An 18096-nucleotide genomic window follows, 5' to 3' on the forward strand; every position below is an offset into this window, starting at 1 on the left:
CGGTTCAGAACGGAAGAGGGCAAGTGTCTACGATCAGCGGCCATAACCTATCGAACGGGTCTTGGGCTTGATTGATGAGCGCGTAAGCAGAATGGTTTGCTCTATCCGGCTGCGAGCAACGCAGATCGAACAACCACAAGTGCAACAGGCTGCCGAAAAGCGATCCGCGAAGCGGGCGAGTGGTACGTTTTTCCAACTGACCCGTATCAGGGAACACGGGGATGCGTTGGTCATTCATGACGATATGAAACTGTTCCAGGCCGTTCTCGGAGTTACCGAGTGTTAGCCTGGCCACAAACTCCTGCATGGCCGTGTCGCGGCCCCAGGCTGAGAGGAATATCAGGTTTCGCTGCTCGTCACAGACGCACGCGTCGACGTACAGATCCGGGCATTCTTCAATGTGGAACAACTGTGTATGGCTGGGCATAAGGACCTCCGATGAGGAGGGGCACCCGCCCCGAGGGCGAAGAAGCCCCTCAGGATTTAGTATGTTTACTTAATGAATACAGGTGTATCGATGGCTGAGCGTGTCTGCTCTTGCGTTTCACACTGCCAGTGACCATCAACCCATGCGTCAGGGGCAAATTCAAACACCTCAAACACGGCGTCTGGGTCGCAGGGATCCAGCTGGGTGCAGCACAACAGGCCTTCCGGATTCAATCCTGCTGCCCAGTGGTTACCTAGTTTGAGCCGATAGCCATGTCTACCCTGCAAGAGGATTAGGTACACAGCTATTACCTGATCGAAGCTGAAAGGCTCGACAGATACGAGTTTCTTCTCGCGGGGGTCGAACGAGATGCTGTTTGCCTGGTACAGCGGGCTTTGGCCGGTGAGGTAGATCTCGCAACGATAGAGAGGTCGAAGGGCCACAGCGGCGTCAGCTTGCTCGCCAGTAAGGCCGAGCTCGTCCACCATGAAGTCCCACAACTCGCCGTCATGCGCATCCTCGTTGTTGGCGAGCTGATCCTCAACATTTTCCAGGATCGCTTTAGTAAGGGTTTTGAAAACTGGGTTCATGTGATGCTCCTGTAAGTGTGAGGAGCACCCATGAGGGAGTCCTCAAGGGCGTGCAAAGAGAGTTATCAGGTCCAGATCGCGTTAAAGGCTGCGTAGGTTCCAGGTCTGCAGCTTGAAATCGAGTTCGTAGCCGAGCTCGCCGAGTCGAACACATTGTTGCCGTAACCGCTGGCGATCTACGGTTGTGTCCAGTCTGACTGAGTTTCCAATTGGCCAGATCGTGCCAAACAGCTCAATGTCAGGTGTCAGGGACGTATCCGATTTCGGCACTGCTTTCGCCATACCGAACGGTGCGTCGCTGTCATCAGTTGGAATCTTGGACATCGTGGGAACAGCGCGCCGGGCTTTGGCTGGAGGCGAACCTCCCGAAACCTCTTCGTCTATTGGGTCAGTTTCATGGTTTGACAGCCTTTCAGCTTCATCTGCGCTGAGGTTGGCTACGTCGTCCAACGACATGCTGTCCAGCCTGGCGCGGATCTCTACAACCAGTCTGCCGCCGTTGGTGTAGTAAGAAGGGCGAATCTCGGTGATAGCAAAATCGCCTCGATATTTGCCCTCGTGGTACTGGTCCAGCAGCGCGTCCTTGATAACGAACTCACCGATGGACGTCGAAAGTCGCCCAACGTTGAAAGCGCCGTTGCGACCGCTGATGGTGCGTATGGCCAAATAGCCGGGCAGGTTGATCATGACTACTCCGGATTATCGGGCAGGCCACTTATATGGGAGCCCGAAAAAAAGCCCGAAGATTCGGGCTTGTTCGTGGTTTCAGGTTGACGACTGGGTCAGAAGAGGTTGAGAGGCTGTTCAGCTCTAAGCGAAATGCAAAGGTAGGAATTGCCGTTTATGGCATCCATCCGATGAAGTTTCAGTTCGAGCCAATGACGCCCCGAGCGGTCACCGTTGGGCAGAAAACGATAGATACCGAAGTCGATCTGAACCTCATCTGGCTGCAGATGCAGCTCGCGATAGGCTTCGAGTACGACTTCGCCAAGACGAGTGCCGACCTCCGCAATGTGTGATGGTTGTTCCAAATGAACCGATTCTTTCCAGGCGGAAGGAGTCAGCACAACAGGCAGTTTCAGCAAAGTGGATGGCAAGTGATTTATGGTGATGGACATAGTAATTCTCCAGGTGCGGGCAACCACCTGGCCCGACCGGGAGGTGAATTACCCGGTCAGGTTGGTTTACGTTCTTGAGAACGGTTAGTTAGAATCTTTCTATAAAGTGAAAGTCATCTGGCATACGTGTCGTATCAGGACATCATTGCGGTAGCCATCAAGGAAAGGAAAGTGGCTACCAATCCTCCAGCCCCTATCTGAGTCAATACTTGCGCGGACATTTGCTGTCCACATTCCAAAAAAAAGATGCTTAACACTATAAGCACGAGCGTAGCGATGGCGCTTTTCATGAAATCGACACCTAGGTTGTGATGAAAAGAAAAGGCGCCTGCAGGGCGCCTTGAGGTTGTAAAAGATCTATCAAGCGGCTTGTTTCTCTCCTCGTCCTGCGCGAGCTGGTTTTGCTCGTGTTGGCTTAGAGGGAGTCGCAGCTGAAGTAGCTACATCAGTTGGTTCGCTTGCGGCAGACGCCTCGGATTGAACGACTGGGGTAGCTTCGGACTCTGAACTTTCAGAAGAGGCAGGTGCTTCTTCTTTCTGCGGAGCCTGATAGACGTATTCACCTTCAACTTTGATCCAGGCAAGGTACAAGAGACGGCCTTTGAGGCTGACACCTGCTTGGCCCTGCTTAGCACCACTGCTGTAGGTAAAAACATCAGCCCAGATATCGCCAATCCGGAAAGAGACAAGAACCTTCTTCTCGGCAGCAACAGCTTCCTGGCAACGGCGAATCAGCTTGTCAGCTTCAGCACCAACCACGTTGCAGTCGATGTAGGCGTACTCAGGTTTCTCAGATGTGCCTTTGAGGGCCGCTACTGTCACAGCCATGAAAGGAGCGCCCTTACGAGGCTTCACTTCACGAATGCGGTTGAGATAGCCAATGCCGACGGTGTGCAGGTCGAAGTATTTGCTTTCGTTAGTAGAGTTGCTCATGGTGTGTCTCCAGTTTTGAATGATCAAAGCGGAGATACACTTCGCCCAGGGGGAAGGTATTCCCCGCATGGGTGGTAAAGCGAAATTTTACGACAATCAATGCATGAATCTGAGCGCAGTAAGCATGACACCTACAGCCGCAGTCAGCATGAGTGCCATACGAATTGAAAGTTTGAGTTCAAGTTTGTCGAGATCGGCTTTGGTGGCGAGCTGCGTTTGCATGTCAGACTCCAAGGCATCGACAACTGCAGCGGCGCGGGTTTCCTCGACATCAATCGAAATCAATGCTTGGTACAGCGCAATACTGCTTTTCATGAAGGTCTCCTGCTGGGCACGAGACCAACCCTACGGGAAAGGTCCCGATGGGGTGAGAGAATCATTGTGCATCCATCAACCAGATAAACTGATCAACCGTTCGCGCTTCCGAATGCTTTGCGAACTCGGGGTTGGATTAATGCGAAAAACGCATCGTAGTCATGAAATCCAGACTACCTCGGGCATGTTGCTGACAACGTCAGCGGTACATGGCTTTAGAATCCTTTAAGAGAGATTCGTTTGTCAACCCTTCAAATGAAAAAAGCCCCTCAATAAATGAGGGGCTAGTCAGGGAGGGGAGTATCAAGCAATGAGCTGGTCCAGAGGACCCATGACAGGGGCCTTAACTGGTGGTTCAGCATCCTGCTTTGGGGATGTTTCCAGCGCCTTCGATGCGCGAGATTTCCGGGGTTTCTTCAGGGGTTTGGCCTGAATTTCTTGCATGTGGTGATCATACCAGCCACCAAGATCGACGTGTTTGCATCGAGCCAATGCCGGCAGGCGGTATTTTTCCCACTGTTCGTTGGACATCACAGGTTCAGGCATTGTCCTGACTTGCTGTGGTGCCACTTGCACGGGTTCAGAATTCAGCTTATGAGTGACCGCACGGATGCATTCACGCAATGCTGTACCAACCCTAACGCCAAAACGAAAGCTTGCTGAACTCATGGTGTTTCTCCTGGGAAAAATGCGGAGAACACCGCCCGAGAGGGGAGTGATTCCCCGCTGGGTGAGTGACGCGTTTAATGTGCATCCATCGGCGTTTACATCACCGATCGTTCGCGCCTCCGGAAGCTTTGCGAACTTTAGGTTGGATCAATGCGCAGAACGCATCGTAGTCATGAGATCCAGACTACCTGGGGTGCTGCTGAGAACATCAACGCCATAGGCGCAAGATATTGAGGACGCTCCGGATACAGGCGTTCTTTGTGTTGAGGACAATTGCTTTCATGTCGGTTCTACTTGCGTCTGCAATTTCCTCTTGACGCCAGCGCTCCTCTTTCTTAGCCCACTCTTTGCAGATGAGCTCCGAATCATCCTCGGGGTAATATGCATCTGTACTGAAGTCCACATGGTCATCTGGCCCGGGGAGCTCAAAACACCCGCAAGGACAAGTGTTTTCAGTCAGACCGTGGCTGCAGATGCCGTGACTACGATTATCGTCCATGTGTGCCTCAATTTCCGGCGGTGAAAGATAATCATAGGCGCAGCGTGCATAGGCAAATGTCTCCGCCACTTCTGGAGACGTTTCGTCATCGCCAAAAGTCTCGATCATCCGCGAACAGAAATGTTTGAGGACCATAGTTTCGTATGTGGGAAACTTACGACATGCGTCGCCGTACAGCATGTTGACGCGTTCAGTAATCTCAACATTTTGGAGTGGTGAGGGTGAAGCCGCGTGGTTCGGCATGGTCTATCTCCGTTCAAACAGCAGAAAACGGAGACACTTGTCCCCGAGGGAAAGTATTCCCCGAGGGTAGGTGAGTTATATGATATGACTCGGCTAAGCCGAGTGCAGCACGGTGTGCGACGTGAAGTATGCATCCATCGGTACGGAATACCGATCGTTCGCGCCTCCGGAAGCTTTGCGAACTTGAGGATGGATCAATGCGTTGAACGCACCGTAGTCATGAGATCCAGACTACCCGGGCATGTGGCTGACAACGTCAGCGGTACATGTTTCAGAATGTGAATTCGGGGAGGGCTTGTCAAGCAGTAGTAGCGCAGGAATCGCTTATGATCTTGGGTGAACGGCAATGACGTAATGAGTCGGACACCATTTAGGCGAGAATGCTCGCCAGATCGGGGATCACTTGAGCGCAGCGGCCAAGAGGATAACGATGAGAATCGTGCTGAGAGTTATCATCGTCACAGACGATCACTCTCAGCCAATGTGGGCTTGGCTATAACTTGAAAAATGTGCCACCTGTGAGCGCAAGCTCAGCGAGGATCCCTGGGCATTGATCGCACGCATTGCTTCATCGACATCACCCGACCCGTTGTCGTGGCTTGGGCCAGTAATCAAAAGGCACGCATTCGCGCACAAAAGGAGCCCGTTTTTTCACCGGCGGGCACCGGCAGCGAAAAGTGGCTACCTCGGAAGGTAACCTGGTCATCCAGCGCGCTGCGAGATGACCAGGTTACCTTCCGAAAAAGCGGGGGAATTTGAAAAAAAGTGGGCCACAACACCAGTGTGACCCTTAGACGATTATGCATCGAACCTTCCATGAACCCTATGTGCCTATGAACCCGCTTTCACGAGTTAGACGGCTGCGTGTCTGCTATTGAACAGGGAGACACAGGGAGAATTCACAACAAGATCTGTACGCCCCTCCCGATGCTTTGCGTACTTTGGGGTTGGAGAATGAAGGCAAGGCCGACTTCTCCAGGGTGTCACTGATGACCGTCAGTGACCAGCGGGGTGGAACAGTGAATGGATCTATTGTGGCACATCATTTGTCAGGCCGCCATATCCAGTGGTTCAAGCGGTTTTGGTCGTGGCGGTGCGCGTCTTGGCTGACTTGCCCGGCGATTTTTTCTTCCCTGTACCGATGTTCACCGTACCTTTGCATTCGGGGTACCTGGTACACGCCCAGAAAACACCTGAGGCTCCTTTGCGCTGCGAGGTTTTCGCGTTGCACAACGGGCACTTGGGACCTTCGGGAACCTTGATCGACAAGGTAGTGCCCTTGTACTGATCGACGAGCCTGGTGATCCAACTCGATTGCCTGGCGATAAAGTCATCGAGCGTCAGGGTGCCTTGCTCGATCATCGTGAGTGCCTGTTCCCAGATCGCAGTGGTGCCGGGGTCGGCCACTGCTGGAGGCACCGCATCGATCAGTGAAAACGCTGCTTCAGTTGCCCGCAGCGCGCGACCTTTCTTGATGAGCGAACCTCGGTCGATCAGGCTCTGGATTGTCCCGGCGCGAGTTGCTTCCGTCCCGATCCCCGTCGTTTCTTTTAGCTTCTGAGCCAGCCGTGGATCCTTGACCAGCTTGGCGCTGGTCTTCATTGCCTTGACCAGCGTGCCCTCGGTGTAGGGCTTGGGAGGTTCTGTCTTCAGCGCTTTCAGCTGCAGGTCCTGGATGTCACATCGAGAGCCAACCTGCAGCATTGGCAGGGTCTGTGACCGACCCCCACTTTCGTCTCCCTCTTCCTCGGATGAGCTAGGAAATAGAATTTTCCAGCCCGGCACCACTATTCGCTTGCCCACTGCCTGGAGTGAAACTGCATTGGATTCGAAGGTCGCCACGGTACGATCGTATTCATGGTTAGGCAGGAACTGCGCAAGAAAGTGAGCGCGGATCAACTCATAGACCCTGCGCTCCTTCTCAGACATTGCTGAAAGGTTCGCGGGTTCCAGGGTCGGGATGATTCCATGGTGGGGCCCCGTGATTTTTTTGTCATTCCACGCCCGTGAGCGCTGCTCCGGGTCGATCAGCAGGAGTGCCTTTCCAATAGTGGGATCAGTTCGGTTGATGGCATCAAGAACCATGGGGACTTCATCCAGCATGCTCTCTGGCAGATAACCGCAGTCAGTCCTGGGATAGGTTGTCGCTTTGTGGGTCTCATAAAGCGCCTGGGCGACGTCCAGCGTCTCTTGAACCCCCAGCCCGAATTTCGCCGAGCAGACCTCTTGCAGCGTACTCAGATCGAACGGCAGCGGAGCACTATCACGGGCACGCTCAGTCTCCACAGAGATGGCTGTAGCCATCTGGCTATTTTGCAGCGCATTGAGCGCGGCAGTTGCTGCGCTCTGATCAAGGCAGCGGCCTTCGTCATCGGTGACTGATTCATCGGCGACCCATTTAGCCAGGAACGAGTGCCCGGCAGTGCAGAGCTGAACGTCGAGGTTCCAGAACGGTTTGGGGATGAAGTTTGCAATTTCCCGGTCCCGGTCGACCACCAGGCGAAGGGTCGGTGTTTGAACACGGCCGACGGACAGCACGCCGGTGTACCCGGCCTGTCGTCCGAGCAGGGTAAACAGCCGTGAAAAGTTCATGCCGATCAGCCAGTCCGCCCTGGAGCGTGCGAGCGCTGATAGGTATAGCGGATAGGTTTCCGCACCCTGTTTGACGCTGCTGAGTGCCTGACGGATGGATGCTTCGTTCAGCGCGGACAACCACAATCTCTGAATGGGGCCGCGATACCCACAATACTCGATCAGCTCGCGCGCGATCATCTCACCTTCGCGGTCGGCATCGGTCGCGATCACCAGTTCTGTTGCTTCTTTGAGCAACTGCTTCACGACCTTGAACTGGCTGGCGGTCTTCGGTTTGACGATGACTTTCCACTGTGCAGGTAGAATGGGAAGCGTATCCAGGCTCCAGTTTTTCAGGTGATCGCCATAGGCACCCGGCGGGGCTGTTTCCAGCAAGTGGCCAATTCCCCAGGTGACGACCACCCCCGGCCCTCTGAGGCAGCCGTCGCCCCGGGTTTTTGCTCCGAGCACGGCGGCAATGTCCTTACCCTGGCTGGGCTTTTCGCACAGATACAAACGCATAAAGACTCCAATGAGATTTCTCCCGCCCTCAGATCCTGCTGTCTGGGGTAGGAGTGAGAAGGTAGCCGGGGGATGCAGTGCCGATGGCCAATGCCCAACGGCCACGGCTGATAAGGTGCTGTTTACCGGGTTTTTTCAGTGTTGGACGGTGGGTCAGTTTGAACCGGTGCTGTGGGCTTTGGTGTATCCGGAAGTTGGTAACCAGGCCGCAGTACGAAACAGACATCGCGCGTAACCTCATTGACTTTGACCTGCCATGCGGGACCTGCGAGCACCTGCAGGGTGTTGCGCAGGCTCATGGGGCCGAGCTTGTATTGCGCGGAAGGAAGGGGGCGCGTGAACAGGATGTTTAGGTGATCCGTGGTCGGTGGGCACAAGGCATAGCCCGAGCGGCTGATAACATATTGCATCGCATCCTGGACGGACGGCTGCATGTTGGGAGGAATGCTGACATCGATGAACTGGGCCATCAGGTCGCGTTGTTCGGCTTCTGGAGCGGTATTCACCAGGGCGTATCGACCGTAACGAACCGTGGGCTCCTGACCGGGCTTCGCGCCATTTGAATACAGCTCTGGCGAGAGCAGCTCAGGATTCTGGCTGCTGTCGTAAGCTGGTCCAACCGGTTTGTCCACTACAGACGTGCATCCGGCGAATATCGCGAGTATGGAAAGTGTGGAGAGCTGCCTGATCATGTGTGCCTTGACCCCATTTCGTGATGGGGCCAAGGTGACAGGACAACCGACTAATAGCAGTTGAAAACCTTTACTTGAACGCGAAAGGTTTGCTTCGCATCGACGCTCGAAGGCGTCAGCGTCTAGTCATAGCTGTGAGGCGTTGGTGAATCTCCTGCTATTCTTATTTTCCATAACGGGGTTGTAAGCCGGAAAGCCGGAACCGCCCAAATTTTCGTCATGGGCGGGAAGCCAGTACTGGTGCGGATTGACACCAAACAGCGGTAGCCTGGCCATCCAGCCGTTTAAGATCGAAGCTATTCAACGGTAAGCAACACTGATCACTGTCGGCCAGGGCTGAGCTGTCTCACAGCTCCCCGCCCCCCTAGATTCAGGCCTTTAAACACCAAATGCAAAAAGACCTGCCATCGCTGGCAGGTCTTTTTGTGTACTGACGTACATCCCTCGGCGAAATCAGAGCGTTATACTCATGATTCCTAACCAAGTGGCTAGTGAATTAACTATATGGCTAAATAGCGTGCTCGTCAACAGAGAACCGACCCCATGTCACCAGACATTGCCAGACAGGCAGCGCTTTCATTTCCCAGGATGGGTACATATCTATCCGTGAACTCCACCAATCCCTCACCTCTCAGCGCAGGGATCGCTCTCTACGCTTGGAATGCCCAAGCCGCCGCTGCATTCATGTACCCACTGCACTTTTGTGAGGTTCTTGTCCGTAACGCAGTTGCTGAGGTGCTCACGGCAACGTATGGGCCTCAATGGCCTTGGAACAACGGTTTTTTTCTCAGCCTTCCAAACCCAAGCAGCCCGAGTGCGTTCAAGCCACGCACTGCCGTCCTTGCCGCCTGCAGAAAAGCTGAGGACCTGGCAGGCGCAGATACTCCGTCAACTGACAAAGCCATTGCGGAAATGAGCTTTGCATTCTGGCAATCCATGTTTACGGCCAGGTACGATCATGGTTTATGGGCCAATCATCTCAAAACTGTCTTCCCGAATGCGCCCGCCAGCATGCCTAACCACGAAATCAGATCCAAAATTCATAAGTCACTTGAATCGATTCGCAAGCTGCGCAACCGAATTGCACACCACGAACCCATCTTTGCTCGCCATCTTGCCCAAGATTACTCGAATATTCTGAGGCTAGTCGAATATCGCTGTAAACATACATCCAAATGGATGGATGATACACAATCAGTTAGACAAGTCCTCCAAGCCAGGCCTTGAATTTGGCCTAGAAGGGGAGGCTAAAGAATTCGGACAAAATCGCTAAGGCTTTTGGAGCGTATGTCGGTCTGCCATTTGCTAGGCTTCGAAGGTTTGCCATCAACCTGCCAGGCGAGCACGAAACCCACACGACGGTCAGGGCCAGGATTGCCTGCTCTCCACTTAGCAGCGACTGCACGAACCGTATCGATCGATTGACTCATAGTTAATATTCCTCACAGGATGAAACTTCGTTTTTGCGGTTGAATCTTTACTTCCAACAGGCATGGCTACGCGCGAGCATGCGCGCCTAGTACTTGAATTTCATTCTGCTGCAACCGATCAAAGGATCTCAGCAAGCGCTTTCTTGCTCGACTCCTCCGCTTCTGGATCGATCAGATCACTGGCCAGTGCGCGTTTGTCCATGAGCATCTGCCACAGCTGCTGATCGATGGTGTCTTCAGCTAGAGGAATTTTGACTACCACCATGCGCAGTTGCCCATTGCGATACGCTCGATCCTCAGCCTGGTCCTGCAGCCCCGGCGTCCAGGGCAGTCCCAGGAAAAAGACATAGTTGGCCGCAGTCAGGTTGTAACCTGTGCCGGCGGCCGACCTGGTCCCGATGAATACCCTGCAGTCCGGATCCTGCTGGAAAGCATCAATAGCCTTCTGCCGCTTCTTGGGCGAGTCGCTGCCCACCAACGTCACGCACCCGACGCCCATTGCAAGACAGTGCTCACGCAAACTGGCCACGGATTCCTGATACTCGCAGAAGAGGATCACCTTGTCGTCGACGTCCAGCTCGGCCATCAGGTCCGCCACGATCCGGACTTTCACGCGCTCGAGCAGTTGGCGCAGTGCGCCCAGTCGCGCAAAACGATGCGTATCGCTGCGCATGATCTGGTTGTACTCGTCACGCTCAACCTGGCTCAGGATCACGGGCACAGTCTGCCTTTGCTTGCCTTGCAGGTTGGGCAGCACGTCCTTACGGCGGCGAAGCATCCAGTCAGCAATCTCGGCACGAAGCGTCTTGCGAAACTCAGGACTGCCGGCGAATCGCTCGCAGAATTCATTGAGGGGCAGTTGACCGATTGGGTGGCCCGAAAGCCTGAGCAGTGTGTGCAGCTCGGCTTCTCGATTGAGCACAGGCGTGCCCGTCAACAGGTAGCGGTTTTGTACCTGAGCGGCTATATCGAAACCGTGGCGTGTCCATGCAGCAGTGGGTTCCTTGAGCCGGTGAGCCTCATCGATGACCATCACTGCAAACGAGCTTGCGTGTTTGACGAAGTCGCCCAGACGTTCGTAGTTGACTATGATCCAGCTCGCCTGCGCATCGAAGGTTTGCAGGGCAATCTGAGCCTCTGGAAACACCATCAGGATTTCGCGCTGCCAGTTGATGATCAGGCTGTTGAGCACGATCACCAGAACGGGTTTGCCCTGTGCGCGGATACCGGCGGCAATCACCGCCTGGCGAGTTTTCCCCAGCCCCATGTCATCGGCCAGCAGTGCGCTGGTGCGCTGTAGCAAATGACGAATACCAGCAGGCTGGTGATCCATGAGAGAAAAAGACTTGAGCGCCTTGTCGATCTCTGCATTCGTGAGTTCGGTGTTTTTGATCGAGGGCACCGACGCCAAATAGATACCTGAATCTGAAACCTCCTCCTCGGACTTCGTCGGCTCCGGGGAGTACCCCCCCAAACTGATGCTGGTGACTTCACGCACCGGAGAAACAGACCCGTCGGCAAGCAGTTCTTGCAAGGTATCCAGAATCTCGAACTGATCCTCAGCCAGGCCCAGCTCCAGGATCAGGTTGCTTCGGACCAACTCCGCGGTGCCTTGGACCCGCCAGGCTTTGCCCGCCGAGAGGTATACTCCGCGCATGCGCTTGGCGATGGCGACAGCACCCGGATGAAAATCCCCTGACAGGATCACGCCACCTTCCGCCAACGGCGCGAGCCGAAGCTTCATCCCCCAAGTGAATGCGTCACGGTGCAGGTCGGACTGGGCAGAGGTGATCCTGTCCCGGAAGGCTTGCCAGCTTTCGATGTGTTTCCCATTCGCGAGCTCCGCCAGTTCCCGATACAGCACATCGAGGTCATCGAGCAGCTTGACCTTGGGCACGCGCCAGAACTGATTTAGCGGGTGATCAGACCGGCGTATGAAAAAGCCACCCCGGCGTAACAACAGCTTGCTGGCACCTTCGACATAACTCAGGGATAGTCCGAAGTCATAGCCGTCGTAAATGGCTTTGCGCAAAAGGACCGGTCGCTTGTTCATCAGGTTGGGCGAGGCCACGATCAGAGCCCTCTGTCCATGAGCCGCTCGGCCCACCCGATAACCTCTTCTGCGAAACGGATGTTGTAGATTGAGGTCTTGTCGGCATACCGATCCATTTTCGCTACCAGGTTGGGCCAGTCCAGGTTCACCGGAATACGACCGTTCCTGACTTCTGCGATGAACCTCTCGAACGCTTTCATCACCGGCGAGAGGGTGTCCGGGGTTTCGTTGTGGTGGCCTCTGATTTGAACGACGTGCAGATGCCTGAGAGTCCATTTGCCCGATTGCCCCGTCTTGTGCTCATGACCATGGGCCCTGAGCGCGAGTTCGACCGATGCCAGCGGGATCCCGTTAGAACGGATCGACAGGAGTCGGCAGTTACCTAAAAATGCATGATAGTCGTAGGTGTCGATGCAGTGACCCAGAGCACGGTGCTCCCGGTCCAAGTCGTCAGCGCAGCGTAGTTCGACGATGTGTAGGCCTGTTTCACAGCAGGTGATGGTGTCGGTGTTGAGCATCAGCCCCGGCCAGCGAGTGAAGGCATCTGATGGCTCAGGGGGGATAGCCTTCTCCAGCCTGGCCCTGATCGCTTCGAGTTCGCTGTGGAACGCATCGGTCAGATTTGATATCTGACGAAAGCTCAAGCCGCCCACAAACGCGTTCAGACGGTTCTTGGTGTTTAACGCCGCGCGACTGCCAGCCCTGTCGAGGCTGGAGAACAGCTCTCTGAGATCGACCAGCTTGGTCGTGATGTTCGACCAGGCAGGGTCCGCCCAGTCGGTTGGGCAACCCGCCAAAAGAGCGTTCATGTCAGGCAATGCTCGAAGCAATGACCACGGGATTGCCGACCTAAATGTATAGAACGAGCGCCATTGAGCTTTGGTGCTCGGGCGACGGTTACCTAAACGGGCACCTGCAATCAAATCGCCCCATCCGGCCTCGAGCCCCTCAGCATTCAAGCGGCTCAACGCACTGCCGGTGTCGTACACCCGCTGCTGACCCAGATAGCGGATCGCGGAGATGGGGGTGGAAAACAGCCACGCCAGCACCTTGTTCAAAGGCAGGCCGGTATCGGCTGCGTGCCCCACCAAGCCTGCTCCATCTCTGGTGCAATCATCATCCCAAGAGCCGCAGTACTCCTGCAGGTCTTTCCATGGGCACTGTTCAAGAATGCCGCTGTCTGCAAGGTGTGGCCAAGGAAGTGCATGGCCAATGACCAGCACTGGAATGAGGACGGGTTGCGCTTTCAAGGCTTGGAGCCGACGCGTGCGATCCCCCTGAGCCAGCCAGTTATACAGTTGGGCTGACGGGCACTGTACCGAACGTACGGCGTGTAAAAGCTCTTGATCCAGACTCTGACAAAACCTCTTCAGCGTGGCACCGATGCAGGTGAGGTAAAACCGGTTACGTGGACCGTAAAAGCGCTTGTTTCGGCCTTCTTCGCTGGCCGCCAAGAAATCCAGTTTCATGAGCGGTTTGATACTGAGCTGCGACTCGTGCAGTGCCAGGTCCCGTGCGTGTTTGCTGAACGACGTCAGAAGTGCTTGCGCACCCCCATGAGTAATCAACTGATGAACCAGCTTCAACGCTCGACTCGTTGTGGGTGCGTGCACTGGGACTTTTCGCTTTTCATCAAAGCGCACAGCGGAAATCAGCTGGCCATCGAAGTATTGGAGCTGTCTGCCGAATCGCGCCACAGTTGGCCGTGCGACCTGGTCGTCGTTATGGAGTGAAACGCACCAGCACCGTGTCGACGAAGTGTGAGTCAGGTAGTGCAGAATGAACTCGTCACGTCGCTCCGGTGGTACGCCGAAATGATCAGCCCAAGTGTTAGCAACAGCACGATGACGCTCTGGGAATTTTGCAATATCGAGAAGAGTCTGGACGAAACTTGGTTTGCAAATAGGCTCGGCGGTCATGAATCAATGAGCTCAAAGTGACTTGAGCCAGCACTGTCCTAGACCTGATCTGCGCTCGCCATACGTAACCGTAAACGTGGGTGGAGTGGGTTAATCGCTCTGAGTCAGAAATCCAAGCGTTGCTGTTGCTCCTGGGCAAAGCCCTTTCAGCACCGGCGCGCATCACGGCATGGTGAGGGTTGTTGAAACGACGCCGATCCAAAGTCTCATGCGTCGCTGTAGGGGCTGTTCTCAGAACTGAGGATTCCCGTGGTGGAGATCGAAGACATCCAGGACTTCACGAACGAGGCGATTTTTCGGGTATCCGGATTTAGCTGTAGGCAACCACAGAAGCGCAAATCGGGTGCCGTTCCAAAATGGGCGCAATCTGCATCAAGACTTTCTTGGCGTCGGAAAGTGCTTTCTCCCAACGCTCCAGATCGCGCACCGTCACAGCAGTAGACCCGCTACATAGCTTGCGGCTAATGCTGTCCCGCCGTGCCTGCGCTCCCTCGCAATCGAAAAGCGCGGCCCTGACGTCAGGCGCTTGTAGGGCAACCTTGTACTGCAGTTCGACGATGCTTGGCAACGTTTCAGTTTTCACGATTTTGAACCGCCCCGGGTTTCTCGGAGACTCCAACCTTTGAGAGGATGGAGCGATGAAAAAACTACCGAAGTATTCCCCAGAGGTCCGTGAGCGGGCCATCAGGATGGTTTTCGAACACCTTCCTGAGTACGAGTCGCAGTGGGCCACCATCAGTGCCATTGCCCCCAAGATCGGCTGCACGCCCGAGACATTACGGCTGTGGGTTCGCCAATCTGAGCGCAACAGCGGCCAGCGTGATGGGCTGAGCACAGTCGAACGTGAGCGAGTCAAGCTCTTGGAGCGTGAGAACCGTCAGTTGCGTCAAGCTAACGAGATCTTGCGTAAGGCCTCAGCCTATTTTGCCCAGGCGGAGCTCGACCGCCCATTCAAACGATGAAGACGTTTATTGATGAAAACCGCCAGTCTTACGGGGTCGAGCCGATTTGCAAGGTGTTGCCAATCGCCCCGTCGACGTACTACCGGTACGCTGCTCAGCAGGCTGACCCCAGCCAGCAGTCAGCGCGTGCGCAGCGTGACCAGGAACTGGGTGAGCACATCCAGCGAGTCTGGGATGAGCACTTCCAGGTATATGGCGTGCGCAAGGTCTGGCGACAATTGCTGCGTGACGGACTGCAAGTCGCCCGCTGTACGGTGCAACGTCTGATGGGAGAGCTGGGCCTGCAAGGCGTGGTACGCGGCAAGCCCGTCAAGACGACGGTCAGCGACCAAGCCAGGCCGTGCCCGCAGGATCATGTCAACCGTCAGTTTGTGGCTGAGTGCCCGAACGCCCTATGGGTATCGGACTTTACCTACGTCAGTACCTGGCAGGGTTTTGTTTACGTGGCCTTCATCATTGATGTCTTTGCCCGATTCATCGTCGGTTGGAAGGTGTCCAGTTCAGCGCGTACCGATTTTGTACTCGATGCACTGGAGCAAGCCCTTTACGCCCGTCGCCCAGTCAAGCAGGGTGGACTCATTCACCACAGTGACCGTGGCGTGCAGTACGTGTCCATTCGCTATACCGAGCGTCTTGTCGAAGCCGGTATTGAGCCATCGGTCGGGAGTGTCGGTGACTCTTACGACAATGCTTTGGCTGAGACCATCAATGGTCTTTACAAGGCTGAAGTGATTCATCGACGCTCTTGGCCCACACGGGGGGCGGTGGAGCTGGAAACCCTGAAATGGGTGGACTGGTTCAATCACCGCCGCCTGCTGGAGCCAATCGGTCATATTCCACCGGTCGAAGCAGAAGCAATCTATTATCAGCAACTCACCGAGTCTGCCCAGGTGGCATGACTCAAACAAAAGGGTCTCCGAGAAACCCGGGGCGGTTCATTTCATTTGTCATTGTTCATTTCTCCAGAAAACGGATTTAGTTTGTGGGCATCATTCAATTTGGCAGTCAGGGCGGTTCTTGATGCGGTGTTGTCTGGCATGCGGATGACATAGGTTACAAAGTTTCTGAGATTCATGAGATTCGACCCGTAAGAGATTCATCGTGGCGTGGGTTCGCCGATGTGCAGATTTCTTTCACCAACTGATCCACGTAAAGGGCGTTTTTTTGCTCTGGCGAATAAACAGTTCAGAAAGAGCTGCCTGCTGGTGAAGAACGACGCTGAGCAGCTTCATTTCCACCAGCAGCCTCACGCAGAAGGCGCGGTTTTTCACTCCGGTCATCTACACGGGAATATCGTCGTCGAAATCCGGAGCTGCATTGTTTTGAGTTGAACTCTGATCGGTATGCTGTTGATCGCTTTGCGGCTGGTTGTATGACTGGGAAGGTGCCAATTGCACTGCTTCAACCCTGTGAGGAAGGATTGCGACCCGCGATGCCTGCACTTTCAACGCAGAGAACTCCTTCCCGTCCTTGGTCCAGTTATCAATGATCGCTCGCCCTTGGATCAACACCCTCATGCCTTTCTGATAAAGGTTGGCATAGTGCTCTGCGTCTTTATGCCAAAACTCGACATTGGCCCAGAACCCTCCACGGTCCTCAAAGCCTGTGCCATCGCTTTTAGGGATTGAGTTGTCGAAGTAGACGTTCAGCCGTAGCAAGCGGCGCGGATCCTTGTTGCCATTGGCAAACTCCTTGAATTCTGGAGCAGATCCGATGTTGCCTTCCCAATCTACTGATGTACCCATGGTGTATCCCTCAGTGTGTGAATTTTGGAGCAAATGGCGTGCGTGCTGCGTGACTGGCGACGTAGCCGAGCAACTCGCGGGCCTGGCGTGAGGTGTCGGCGAGCTTGCCGGTCATGTGGTTTTTGAAGGCGTCGCTGGCCAGTGCCTCGACCCCCTTGTCGTACAACGCGTTAAACATCAGTTCCGCATCGTGTGCCGAGCGCAGCAGGCCATAGAGCAAATCCTTGGCGATGGAGGAGCCCGCGACATTGGGCAGGTTCACGGCGGCAGACCCCTCGCCGATGATTTGACCCTGGACGAAGATCAACGCCAGCTTGATCTGTTCAGCGGTGGCCTGATCCAGCGACTGGATATCGAGGTAGGTCTGGACCACCTGCTCGCTATTGGGCCGAGGAGGACGACCTTGCGATTGGCCGCGCATGAGTTCGAGTGTCTTGAGGGCGAAAGCGAGCACCGCTTTGTTGTCGACTTCCACGGGCTGGGCTTTGAGGGCCAGCTCCATCTGATTGAAGGCGTTAATGTAGGCCTCCTTCCAGCGTGCAGCTTCCTTGCCGGTGAACCCCATGCACAGAAAAGTAAAGCCATCGCGGGTAATGCGGAATGCTGGGTCTTTACGCGTTCTACCCATACCTAAATCAACGTCAATTTGTATGGGCTCAAAATTGAGCTTATGAAAAGAGTCCGTACAATCAAGGGCTTTGATGGCCTTGATTACATTCTTATGCAGCTTCCCAAAGTGCGATGCGATATCGACGCTGGTCGTCATGGGCTGGCCCTTGACCAGTTCGATGCTGACTTCGGAAGTCGCGTTAGCGTTGGAAGAAGTGACGATTGATTCAGCCATTGCAGTTACTCCTGAGAGACATTGGCGACGCGGGATTGGTTGATCTGTTGCAGCCGTTCTGCGTAAACGGCATCAGCCTGGGCCATCTTCTCGGCGCATTCGGCAGCCTGGCGACCGATGCTATGAATCAGACTGATCTGCATGTTCAAAGCAATGCGCTGCTGTTCCATGGCGTGCAGATCCTGGAGCAGTGATTCGGGGGTTCTGGGATCGGTCAGTAAGCTGGACCAAACATTGACGCCCATCTGCCGTGTCCCCATTTCCTGCCAGCGGAGAAAAACGGTGCCGGCGCTTGTGCGTTGCCGAACCATCCGAACCGGTAGAAGGGTGTAGGGATGTCTGTTCGCCTGGGCCAGCATTTGATCTTCGGCCAGCGCGTTCAAATCGTCTTCAAGGGAACGGCACAGCTCGGTCAACTGGAGCATCCCCCCCTTACCTTTAAAAGGTTTTAAAAGGCCTTTTAGGAAGGGCGCGTGTTGCAGGGTGCTGAAGGCATCCTGTTGCAGAGGCTGGAAGGCGCCCTGTTGCAGTTTTTTCCCGTTAGCCGCCTGCTGTTTCACGCCG

Annotated in this window: 17 protein-coding genes, 2 pseudogenes and 1 other annotated feature; of the genes and pseudogenes, 2 read left to right on the forward strand and 17 right to left on the reverse strand. The window is 54.9% G+C overall.

Going from position 1 to position 18096, the window contains the following annotated elements:
- Positions 1 to 7: 7 nt before the first annotated feature.
- From AC4ANE_RS08735 to pilL2, 10 genes and pseudogenes are all read right to left on the reverse strand, one after another.
- Positions 8 to 427 (reverse strand): annotated as a pseudogene (locus AC4ANE_RS08735) (hypothetical protein); the annotation flags it as partial.
- A gap of 65 nt (positions 428 to 492) precedes the next feature.
- Positions 493 to 1017 carry a hypothetical protein gene (locus tag AC4ANE_RS08740; RefSeq protein ID WP_460408840.1) on the reverse strand — a complete coding sequence of 175 codons (525 nt, stop codon included), beginning with the start codon at positions 1015 to 1017 and terminating at the stop codon, positions 493 to 495.
- An 81-nt stretch (positions 1018 to 1098) separates the two neighbouring features.
- Positions 1099 to 1704 (reverse strand): DUF3275 family protein, encoded by a 606-nt coding sequence (locus tag AC4ANE_RS08745; protein WP_122346798.1) that lies wholly within the window; start codon positions 1702 to 1704, stop codon positions 1099 to 1101.
- A 95-nt stretch (positions 1705 to 1799) separates the two neighbouring features.
- Positions 1800 to 2135: a hypothetical protein gene (locus AC4ANE_RS08750; protein WP_183142422.1), complete on the reverse strand. Its 336-nt coding sequence runs from the start codon at positions 2133 to 2135 to the stop codon at positions 1800 to 1802.
- 360 nt (positions 2136 to 2495) lie between these two features.
- Positions 2496 to 3068, reverse strand: coding sequence for an STY4534 family ICE replication protein (locus AC4ANE_RS08755; RefSeq protein ID WP_122346800.1), 573 nt, complete (start codon positions 3066 to 3068; stop codon positions 2496 to 2498).
- 96 nt (positions 3069 to 3164) lie between these two features.
- Positions 3165 to 3383, reverse strand: a complete 219-nt coding sequence (locus AC4ANE_RS08760; RefSeq protein ID WP_183142423.1) for a hypothetical protein — start codon at positions 3381 to 3383, stop codon at positions 3165 to 3167.
- Between the two features lie 303 nt (positions 3384 to 3686).
- On the reverse strand, positions 3687 to 4052 hold the full coding sequence (locus AC4ANE_RS08765) for a hypothetical protein (protein ID WP_460408843.1): 366 nt from the start codon (positions 4050 to 4052) through the stop codon (positions 3687 to 3689).
- Between the two features lie 208 nt (positions 4053 to 4260).
- Positions 4261 to 4794, reverse strand: coding sequence for a regulator (locus AC4ANE_RS08770; protein ID WP_460230829.1), 534 nt, complete (start codon positions 4792 to 4794; stop codon positions 4261 to 4263).
- A 1071-nt stretch (positions 4795 to 5865) separates the two neighbouring features.
- Positions 5866 to 7887: a DNA topoisomerase III gene (locus AC4ANE_RS08775; protein WP_460408845.1), complete on the reverse strand. Its 2022-nt coding sequence runs from the start codon at positions 7885 to 7887 to the stop codon at positions 5866 to 5868.
- A 128-nt stretch (positions 7888 to 8015) separates the two neighbouring features.
- Positions 8016 to 8579 (reverse strand): annotated as a pseudogene (gene pilL2 / locus AC4ANE_RS08780) (PFGI-1 class ICE element type IV pilus protein PilL2); the annotation flags it as partial.
- 543 nt (positions 8580 to 9122) lie between these two features.
- On the opposite strand from pilL2, the gene AC4ANE_RS08785 reads away from it, so the two are divergent.
- Positions 9123 to 9806: a hypothetical protein gene (locus AC4ANE_RS08785; RefSeq protein ID WP_005747020.1), complete on the forward strand. Its 684-nt coding sequence runs from the start codon at positions 9123 to 9125 to the stop codon at positions 9804 to 9806.
- Between the two features lie 321 nt (positions 9807 to 10127).
- Here the strand turns inward: AC4ANE_RS08785 and AC4ANE_RS08790 are convergent, their stop codons facing one another.
- The 3 genes from AC4ANE_RS08790 to AC4ANE_RS08800 form a co-directional block, all read right to left on the reverse strand.
- The gene (locus AC4ANE_RS08790; protein ID WP_460408847.1) at positions 10128 to 12080 is read right to left on the reverse strand and encodes a DEAD/DEAH box helicase; all 1953 of its coding nucleotides are present in this window, start codon (positions 12078 to 12080) and stop codon (positions 10128 to 10130) included.
- 2 nt (positions 12081 to 12082) lie between these two features.
- Positions 12083 to 13648, reverse strand: a complete 1566-nt coding sequence (locus AC4ANE_RS08795; RefSeq protein ID WP_080268041.1) for a PcfJ domain-containing protein — start codon at positions 13646 to 13648, stop codon at positions 12083 to 12085.
- A gap of 643 nt (positions 13649 to 14291) precedes the next feature.
- Entirely contained in the window at positions 14292 to 14564 is a 273-nt protein-coding gene (locus AC4ANE_RS08800; RefSeq protein WP_460408848.1) for a hypothetical protein, read from the reverse strand.
- Positions 14565 to 14619: 55 nt separating this feature from the next.
- On the opposite strand from AC4ANE_RS08800, the gene AC4ANE_RS08805 reads away from it, so the two are divergent.
- Positions 14620 to 15842, forward strand: a protein-coding gene (locus tag AC4ANE_RS08805) for an IS3-like element IS51 family transposase (protein ID WP_095178853.1) whose coding sequence is annotated in 2 segments (ribosomal slippage) — positions 14620 to 14905 and positions 14905 to 15842 — 1224 coding nt in all. Because the reading frame shifts where the segments join, the coding sequence is not laid out codon by codon here.
- Positions 14898 to 15014, forward strand: a sequence feature (AL1L pseudoknot). Its footprint overlaps the gene before it by 117 nt.
- Before the next feature lie 234 nt (positions 15843 to 16076).
- Here the strand turns inward: AC4ANE_RS08805 and AC4ANE_RS08810 are convergent.
- From AC4ANE_RS08810 to AC4ANE_RS08825, 4 genes are read right to left on the reverse strand one after another with little or no spacing between them, the layout of a single operon-like run.
- Positions 16077 to 16214: a hypothetical protein gene (locus AC4ANE_RS08810; RefSeq protein WP_005739996.1), complete on the reverse strand. Its 138-nt coding sequence runs from the start codon at positions 16212 to 16214 to the stop codon at positions 16077 to 16079.
- 9 nt (positions 16215 to 16223) lie between these two features.
- Positions 16224 to 16688: a single-stranded DNA-binding protein gene (locus AC4ANE_RS08815; RefSeq protein ID WP_055003405.1), complete on the reverse strand. Its 465-nt coding sequence runs from the start codon at positions 16686 to 16688 to the stop codon at positions 16224 to 16226.
- A 10-nt stretch (positions 16689 to 16698) separates the two neighbouring features.
- Positions 16699 to 17532: a phage regulatory protein gene (locus tag AC4ANE_RS08820; protein ID WP_005747013.1), complete on the reverse strand. Its 834-nt coding sequence runs from the start codon at positions 17530 to 17532 to the stop codon at positions 16699 to 16701.
- Between the two features lie 5 nt (positions 17533 to 17537).
- Positions 17538 to 18092, reverse strand: a complete 555-nt coding sequence (locus tag AC4ANE_RS08825; RefSeq protein ID WP_460408849.1) for a DUF3158 family protein — start codon at positions 18090 to 18092, stop codon at positions 17538 to 17540.
- Positions 18093 to 18096 lie beyond the last annotated feature (4 nt).

The organism is Pseudomonas sp. Pme6b, from assembly GCF_058129925.1.

What these genes read in the sequence shown, in the direction of transcription:
- AC4ANE_RS08770 (WP_460230829.1), bottom strand. Translation starts at nt 4,794, where the DNA reads ATGCCGAACCACGCGGCTTCACCCTCACCACTCCAAAATGTTGAGATT.
- AC4ANE_RS08745 (WP_122346798.1), bottom strand. Translation starts at nt 1,704, where the DNA reads ATGATCAACCTGCCCGGCTATTTGGCCATACGCACCATCAGCGGTCGC.
- AC4ANE_RS08750 (WP_183142422.1), bottom strand. Translation starts at nt 2,135, where the DNA reads ATGTCCATCACCATAAATCACTTGCCATCCACTTTGCTGAAACTGCCT.
- AC4ANE_RS08765 (WP_460408843.1), bottom strand. Translation starts at nt 4,052, where the DNA reads ATGAGTTCAGCAAGCTTTCGTTTTGGCGTTAGGGTTGGTACAGCATTG.
- AC4ANE_RS08785 (WP_005747020.1), top strand. Translation starts at nt 9,123, where the DNA reads ATGTCACCAGACATTGCCAGACAGGCAGCGCTTTCATTTCCCAGGATG.
- AC4ANE_RS08820 (WP_005747013.1), bottom strand. Translation starts at nt 17,532, where the DNA reads ATGGCTGAATCAATCGTCACTTCTTCCAACGCTAACGCGACTTCCGAA.
- AC4ANE_RS08755 (WP_122346800.1), bottom strand. Translation starts at nt 3,068, where the DNA reads ATGAGCAACTCTACTAACGAAAGCAAATACTTCGACCTGCACACCGTC.
- AC4ANE_RS08740 (WP_460408840.1), bottom strand. Translation starts at nt 1,017, where the DNA reads ATGAACCCAGTTTTCAAAACCCTTACTAAAGCGATCCTGGAAAATGTT.
- AC4ANE_RS08815 (WP_055003405.1), bottom strand. Translation starts at nt 16,688, where the DNA reads ATGGGTACATCAGTAGATTGGGAAGGCAACATCGGATCTGCTCCAGAA.
- AC4ANE_RS08775 (WP_460408845.1), bottom strand. Translation starts at nt 7,887, where the DNA reads ATGCGTTTGTATCTGTGCGAAAAGCCCAGCCAGGGTAAGGACATTGCC.
- AC4ANE_RS08760 (WP_183142423.1), bottom strand. Translation starts at nt 3,383, where the DNA reads ATGAAAAGCAGTATTGCGCTGTACCAAGCATTGATTTCGATTGATGTC.